The organism is uncultured Gimesia sp., from assembly GCF_937919775.1.
In the GTDB taxonomy this organism is placed as follows: domain Bacteria; phylum Planctomycetota; class Planctomycetia; order Planctomycetales; family Planctomycetaceae; genus Gimesia.
In genome coordinates this window covers 1-8,021 of sequence record NZ_CALFPF010000550.1, presented here as the reverse complement: position 1 = coordinate 8,021, position 8,021 = coordinate 1, and the positions used below count along the sequence as shown (strand labels likewise).

Annotated in this window: 3 protein-coding genes; all 3 read left to right on the top strand. The window is 50.8% G+C overall.

The window, feature by feature from the left end:
* Positions 1-16: 16 nt before the first annotated feature.
* The 3 genes from Q0294_RS15815 to Q0294_RS15805 all read left to right on the top strand — a co-directional run bounded on the left by Q0294_RS15815 (position 17) and on the right by Q0294_RS15805 (position 7,939).
* Positions 17-3,247, top strand: coding sequence for a DUF1549 domain-containing protein (locus Q0294_RS15815; protein WP_299467378.1), 3,231 nt, complete (start codon positions 17-19; stop codon positions 3,245-3,247).
* A 41-nt stretch (positions 3,248-3,288) separates the two neighbouring features.
* A complete protein-coding gene (locus Q0294_RS15810; RefSeq protein ID WP_299467376.1) occupies positions 3,289-4,740 on the top strand; it encodes a DUF1501 domain-containing protein in 1,452 nt (483 codons plus the stop codon).
* A gap of 289 nt (positions 4,741-5,029) precedes the next feature.
* Positions 5,030-7,939 (top strand): DUF1549 domain-containing protein, encoded by a 2,910-nt coding sequence (locus tag Q0294_RS15805; protein WP_299467374.1) that lies wholly within the window; start codon positions 5,030-5,032, stop codon positions 7,937-7,939.
* The last annotated feature ends 82 nt before the right edge of the window (positions 7,940-8,021 follow it).

The window sequence follows — 8,021 nt, the reverse complement described above, 5'->3', positions numbered from 1 at the left end:
GAAAGAGGCCTTGTTCATGAGACTCCTTACCGTAAGTCTGTTGCTTTTCGTTTCTGCGAACCTCGTGGGGGCAGCAGAAAAAACGAAACCTGCCAGTTCTCCTGCGAATCAGAAGCAGTTGCACTTTTTTGAGAAAGAAGTGCGCCCGTTGCTGATCAAGCACTGTCTGGAATGTCATAGTGACAAAAAACAGAAAGGCGAATTGCGGCTGGATTCTCTGAAAGCAATGCTGCAAGGAGGAGAAAGTGGCCCTGCGATCGTGCCCGGCAAGTCGCATGAGAGTATTCTGGTGGAAGCGATCAATTATGACTCCTTCGAAATGCCGCCGGAGAAGAAACTGTCAGACAAAGAGATCGCCGCGCTGACCCGCTGGGTTAACGAAGGCGCTTATTGGCCTGAAAACGCGGATTACGTGATCAAACAAAAGAGCAACGAGACCTTTTTCACAGAAGAAGATCGCAACTTCTGGGTATTTCAGCCCGTCAAACAAACCAAAGTTCCGGCAGTCGATCAGCGTGACTGGTCTCAAAACCCGGTTGACGCCTTTATCTACGACCGTCTGAAAAAAGAAGGTCTGACCCCCGCAGGCGAAGCCGACCGTATGACTTTAGTACGGCGTGCCTACTATGATTTGATAGGCCTGCCTCCAACGGTCGAACAGATCAACGCTTTTGTCAATGATCCTTCGCCCGATGCCTGGTCGCGCCTGATCGATGGGTTATTGGAAAGCCCGCATTATGGTGAGAAATGGGCCCGGCACTGGCTCGATGTCGTACGTTACGCCGAGTCGGACGGGTTCAATCAGGATGCATTTCGTCCGGAAATCTGGCGTTATCGCGACTATGTGATCCGCTCTTTTAATAGTGATAAACCCTATTCGCGTTTTGTGAAAGAGCAACTCGCCGGTGATGAAATCGCGCCCCACGATCCCGATGCTTTAGCGGCGACCGGTTTTCTAAGACACTATCTGTATGAATATAATCAGCGCGATTCACGCACGCAGTGGAATGATATTCTGGACAATATTACCGATGCCACCGGCGACGTATTCATGGGTGTCAGCATGGGCTGTGCGCGTTGCCACGATCACAAATTTGATCCGATTTCTCATCAGGATTATTACCGCCTGCAGGCCTTCTTTGCACCTCTCATGCCGCGGGATGATGTGCCGTTCGCGACGCCCCGGGAGTTGGCAGAGTATAACCAAAAGCTGGATATCTGGGAAAAGAAGACAGCAGAGATTCGTAAACAGATCGATGAGTTGACGAAAAATACCCTGGAGGGAGCTGCAAAAAGTCAGATTATCATGTTCCCGGCTGACTTACAGGAAATTATGGCAAAACCCGAGCTGGAGCGGACTGCACTGGAACATCAGCTGGCAGACCTCGTACAGCGGCAGGTGGACATCAAGCAGAAATCCTCACTGGAATCGCTCAAAAAGAGTGAGAAACCCAATGGGAAAAAGTATAATGAGTTACTCAAAGAGTTGGCAGCGTTTGACAATCTGAAACCAGAACCATTGCCGACCGGCATGAGCGTGACTGATTCACGCGGCTCAGCGCCCATCACAACCATCCCTGATGACCCGGACCATACGCCGATTGTCCCCGGATTTCTCTCTCTGTTAAAGCCGGGCGAAGCGGAAATTGTTCCGATCTCAACGGCCCCCCATTCTTCAGGCCGCCGCACGGCGCTGGCGAACTGGATGGTCAATCCTCAAAACCGGCTGACAACGCGTGTGATCACCAACCGCGTCTGGCAATATCACTTTGGTACGGGCCTGGTCTCGACCTCAAATGACTTCGGACACATGGGGGAAGCGCCCAGTCATCCAGAACTGCTGGATTGGCTGACTAGCTATTTTGTCGACAACGGCTGGAGCATCAAAAATCTGCACCGGCTGATTATGAACTCGTCTACCTATCGTCTTTCCGCTTTTCATCCTGCTCCTGAAAATGCCAAACTCAAAGATCCTCAAAATCGACTGCATTGGCGTGCCAATATTCGCAGGCTTGATTCCGAAGACATTCGGGACTCGGCACTGTCTATTTCCGGAGAACTTGATCTGAAACTGGGAGGCCCCAGTGTGAATGGGAATCAGCCTCGCCGCAGTGTTTACACGATTATGAAACGCAACATCCAGGATCCCGTGTTGGGGGTATTTGACCTGCCCGGCGGAATCAAGAGTGTGGCGCAACGGGACGTTACCACAACGGCCAATCAGGCGCTGCTGATGATTAACGGAGAATGGTTCCTGAAACGCGCCAATGCGATGGCACGTTCTCTGAAAACAAAGTCATTTGCCAACGATCAGGAACTGGTCACCTATCTCCATAAGATGACCTTTGGGAAAACTCCGGAACCGGCTGAGATTGAGTTACTGTCCGGTTTCCTGAAAACGCAACAAAAACGAATCGAAGCGGAGCAGGACACACAGCAGCAGACCTTTATCGGCTTGATCACACAAACCAGCGACGAAGCTGCCAAACTGGGCAAGGGATCGACGCTATCCAAGCTGCACGTTGCTTCCTCAAAAACGCTTCCCGATCAGGACTTTACGATTGAAGCGTTCGTGCAGTTAGAGTCCGTCTATGATAATGCGACCGTGAATACGATTGCCTCGCAGTGGACGGGAAATAACAAAGATCAGGGGTGGTCGCTTGGTGTCACCAGCCTGAAGTCAGCCTACAAACCCCGCAATCTGATTCTGCAACTGATCGGCAACAACAAATCCGGTAAACGGGCCTATGAAGTGGTGCCCTCGAATCTGCATCTGGAACTGAACAAGCCTTATTATGTCGCCGCTTCGATCAAGATTTCTGAAACCGGTGATACGGGAATTCAGTTTTATGTCAAAGAACTTTTCTCAGAGAAACCAATTCAGAGTGTCTCTGTCAAACATACTGTGATCGGCGACTATCGCCCTGAAAATGATTTCGTCCTGGGAGGCCGGGATAAAACGACCGGAAGCACATGGAACGGTCTGCTCGATAATGTCAGGCTGTCCCGTGCCGCTTTGAACCAGGAAGAACTGTTGATTCATCCCTCCGGAAAGAAAGTCGCTGCGGCGGTCGGTTTCTGGCAGTTCAATACCCAAAACGGACTTTTGAAAAACAGCGTGGCTGATACGCTGCACATCCTGCCTCCCTCGAAAACATCAATGGGGGCAAATGATGCACGTCATCAGGCGTTAGCAGATTTATGTCACGTGATGTTGAATTCCAACGAATTTCTCTACCTGGATTAATCCATCGTGACTTACGAGAGCAATAGCGGAAAGACAATCGTATGAGCAATCAACCCCCACAGGCAGTTCCTGAATCGGTCATCAACAGGCGCGAGCTTCTCTTTCAGGCGGGAGCAGGCTTCGGCGGCATCGCCTTGAATGCGCTGATGGCACAACAGTCTCAGGCTGCGATCAAGTCCAGCGTCAAACCGATGTCCCCTTTAACATCAAAGCAAACGCACTTCCCGGCAACGGCAAAAAGCGTCATCTTTCTGTTCATGGAAGGGGGCCCGAGTCATATCGACATGTTCGATCCCAAGCCGGAACTGCAGAAACTGGCTGGGAAACCGCTTCCGGAAAGTTTCAAAAAACCGATTACGGCGATGGGTGAAGTCAACGCTCCCTTGCTCCCCTCCCAGCGAAAATGGAAACAGCATGGTGAAGCCGGAACCTGGGTTTCCGACTGGCTGCCGCATACCGCGACCTGTGTTGATGATATCGCTGTGTTGCGCGGTTGCTGGACGAACGGCATCAATCATGCAGGCGGCGTCTGCCAGATGAATACGTGCATTCCGCTCGCCGGGCGTCCTTCTTTAGGCAGTTGGGTGACCTACGGTCTGGGGACGGAAAATGAAAGTCTGCCGGCGTTCGTTGTGATTCAGGACAACACCAGCACCGTGGTCAACGGCCCGCGCAACTGGGGAACTGGATTCATTCCCGCCGTCTATCAGGGCACACGATTGAATACGGGGAAAGAGCCCATTTCCAATCTGTATCGGCCTGCTGACGTTCTTGCAACACAGGAAGCAGGCAAGCTGGATTTACTGACGACGTTGAATCAGCGTCATGCACAGTCGCGGAAACAGCAGTCTGAACTTGATGCCAGAATCGCGTCTTACGAGCTGGCGTTCCGGATGCAGGCGGCCGCTCCCGAAGTCGTCGATTTAACGCAGGAAACAAAAGCGACCTACGAAATGTATGGCATGGATCAGAAAGAGACCAAAGTCTACGGCACCAACTGTCTGTTGGCGCGCAGAATGGTCGAGCGGGGCGTTCGCTTCATTCAGCTTTACAACGGCGCCGGCAGCAAATGGGATTCTCACTCCGGGATTGAAAAACGACACGCCGCGCTGTGCCAGGGGATGGATAAGTGCGTCGCCGGTCTGTTGAAAGATCTCAAACAACGCGGCTTATTGGATTCCACACTGGTCGTCTGGGGGGGCGAATTTGGTCGAACCCCGATGAGTGAAAAAGGAGATGGTCGCGATCATAATCCCACCGGGTTTACGATGTGGATGGCCGGAGGCGGCGTCAAAGGGGGCCAGACAATCGGCGGAACTGATGAGCTGGGCCTCTATGCCGTCGAAGACCGGATGCATGTCCGCGATATTCACACCAGTATCTATCATTTACTGGGTCTCAGTAACATGAAACTGGAATACCGCCACAAAGGAAGCCCGGAACGACCGACCTTGAACGAAGGCGAATTCACGAAAAAACTGGTGACCGGCTGAAATGGGTTGTAAGTCTATATAAATCAATTGTTTACGATATATTAAACAAGGGTTTGAGGTGCGAATGCTCTCAAACCCTTATTTTTCGTATAAACCTGATTCCTTACTCTTTTTCCGTAATAAAACCCGTTTGAAAATCCTCTCTTGCACTTCCGTTTAAAACCGATACTATAATATATAAGCAACTCTTAGATATTACTGGTTCTCTGAGTGCGATGTGCCCTCCATAAATACTATCCTGTTACCAGGGATAGCCCTCACTAAACTATTACCAAGAGAGTCTTCTTCCATGATCGGGCGACTTTTCCTGGCGTATGTATGTTCTGTCTCATTCTGCCTGAGTGCAGCTCAAGCTGAAGACCCTGCGAAAAAAGCAGATGCACTCTCTTTCGAAAATGACGTGCGCAAAATCCTCAAAGTTCACTGCCTGCATTGTCATGGTGAGAATGGGGAAAAAGAGGGAAACCTTGACCTGCGTTTAAAACGTTTCATGGTCAAGGGGGGGGACAGCGGCGCTGCGATTGTTCCGGGTAAAAGCGATCAGAGTGAACTAATCGCCCGCATTGTCGCCAAGGAAATGCCCCCTGAAGGCAAGCATATGCCTGAGGAAGAAATTGAGATTCTGAAACGCTGGGTCGATCAGGGAGCCCACACGCTGAGACCCGAACCGGAAAAAATTGCTGACGATTATCTGGCATCAGATGATCTGGCTTTCTGGTCTTTCCAACCGGTGAAAAATTACCCTGTGCCCCAGGTCAAGCAGACGAAGCAGATTCGCCAGCCTGTCGACGCGTTTCTCCTGGCAAAACTGGAAGCAAAAAATCTCACTTTTTCTTCCGAGGCATCGAAAACCGTGTTGGCACGCCGCGCCTTTTTTGACCTGATCGGTCTGCCTCCGACTCCTGCAGAACTGAAACAGTTTCTCGACGATCAAAGCACTGACGCCTATGAAAAACTGATTGACCGTCTGTTGGCCTCCCCGCATTATGGCGAACGCTGGGGACGTCACTGGCTGGATATCGCCGGCTATGCAGACTCAGAAGGTTATAACAACAATGACATGGAACGTCCCTGGGCATTTCGTTACCGGGATTATGTGATCCGTGCTTTCAACGAAGACAAACCTTACGATCAATTTCTCCGCGAACAACTGGCGGGGGATGAAATGGTCAAGCCCCCTTATCAGCAACTGAAACCGGAAGATCTGGAAAAGCTGGTGGCCACTGGTTTTTTAAGAATGGCCCCGGATGGAACCGGAAGTAACCCCGCTGAAAAAGAAGTCGCCAAGAATCAGGTCATCACCGACACGGTTGATATTGTTTCATCTTCGATTCTGGGATTAACGGTGGCCTGTGCACAGTGCCACGATCATAAATATGATCCGATTCCCCAGAATGATTACTATCGTTTCCGCGCGATCTTCGAGCCTGCGTTCGACTGGAAAAACTGGCGCACGCCGGCGGCCCGTCGCATCTCCATCATGTCAGACGCAGACCGCAAAATTGCCAATGAACTGGAAGCCGAAGCAGGCAAGGTAATGGCAGAGCGAACGGAACTGGTCAACAAATTTATTGATCGCACCCTGGAACGGGAACTCCTCGATGTGCCGGAAGACAAACGGGACACCGTACGCACCGCTTATAAAACGACAGGGAAAGAGCGAAGCAAAGAGCAGGTGGCGCTGCTCAAGAGTTATCCCCGCATCAACAGTCTCTCCGCCGGTTCTCTCTATCTCTATGACCGAACCCTGCATGAGCAGTCGAGCAAGGCGGCTCAAAAAGCCAAAGAACTGGCCAAAGAACTGGCAGAAAAAATCGAAAAAGAAACACTGAGCAAAATTCCTGAGGCGCAAAAACAAATCGCGTTGACTGCGCAAAAAGCGGAAGAGAAAAAACGGACGGAAGAACAGAAAAAAATCATCGCAGAATATCCAGCGCTGTTGGTTTCCGTTTCGACACTCGACAAGTTTGATCCGGCAGGGGCCGCTGAGGTACAGCACTTGAAGGACGAAGCCAAGCGGCTGATGGAACTCAAGACTCAGGCGATCCTCACGGAATACAGTGATAAAGCCACTGCAATTCGGGCTAAAAAACCGAAAGAAGAATTCATTCGGGTGCTGACAGAAGTGCCTGGCAAGGTTCCCAAAACCTTCTTCTTCAACCGGGGAGATTTCGAGCAACCGAAGCACGAACTGCTTCCCGCCGGTCTGACGGTAGTGAAGTCGAACCTGGGCAAGCCGATTGAAATTCCGGCTGTCAACAAGGAGCTGCCTACAACAGGTCGCCGGTTAGCGTATGCCAATTATATCACCAGTGGTACGCATCCCCTGACTGCCCGGGTATTTGTGAACCGCATCTGGCTGCACCACTTTGGTAAAGGGATCGTGGCCTCTCCTACCGATTTCGGAAAACTGGGAATTCCGCCAACGCATCTGGAACTGTTGGACTGGCTGTCGCAGGATTTCGTAACACATGGCTGGAAAATCAAACGGCTGCATAAGATGCTGATGACTTCCACGGCTTACATGCAAAGTTCACAGCGGTCAGACAAATACGATGTCGTCGATCCGGATAATCTGCTCTACGGTCACATGCCCGTACGGCGTCTGGAAGCGGAAATGATTCGCGATTCGATCATCGCCGTCACCGGGAAACTCAAAACAGACCTTTATGGTCAGCCGGTTCCGGTCAAGGAAGACGAAGTCGGGCAAATTGTTGTGGGAATTGCAAATGTTGATACAGCGGGCCGACAGGGAAAAGACGTCAAAATGGATGATCGCCAGTTCCGCCGCAGTATCTATATCACCGTCAGTCGCAGTAAGCCTCTGGCAGTACTCGATATGTTTGATGCTCCCAAAATGGAACCCAATTGTGAAAAGCGTTCCTCTTCCACAGTTGCGCCACAATCTCTGCTGATGATGAACAGCGGGTTTATGGTGGAGCATGCCGAATATTTTGCAGAGCGACTGCAAAAAGAACACGCAGGAAATAAACCGGAACAGGTCAAACTGGCCTGGATCCTGACTTTTGGAAAAGAGCCTTCCGCTGAAGAAGTGCAGCAGTCTGTAGAATTTATAGACTTGCAGATTTCTCAATTTAAAACATCAACCGAGAACGCAGGTAAAACTCCTGAGCAACTGGCCCTGGCGACGTTTTGTCAGGCGTTACTCAGCAGCAACGGATTTCTGTATGTTGACTAGTGTCTGACTGCATTGAAACGACTACAATTTTATTGTCGCCTGATACGAGAACGGTATCGAATTATGAATCAGCAATCTTCTA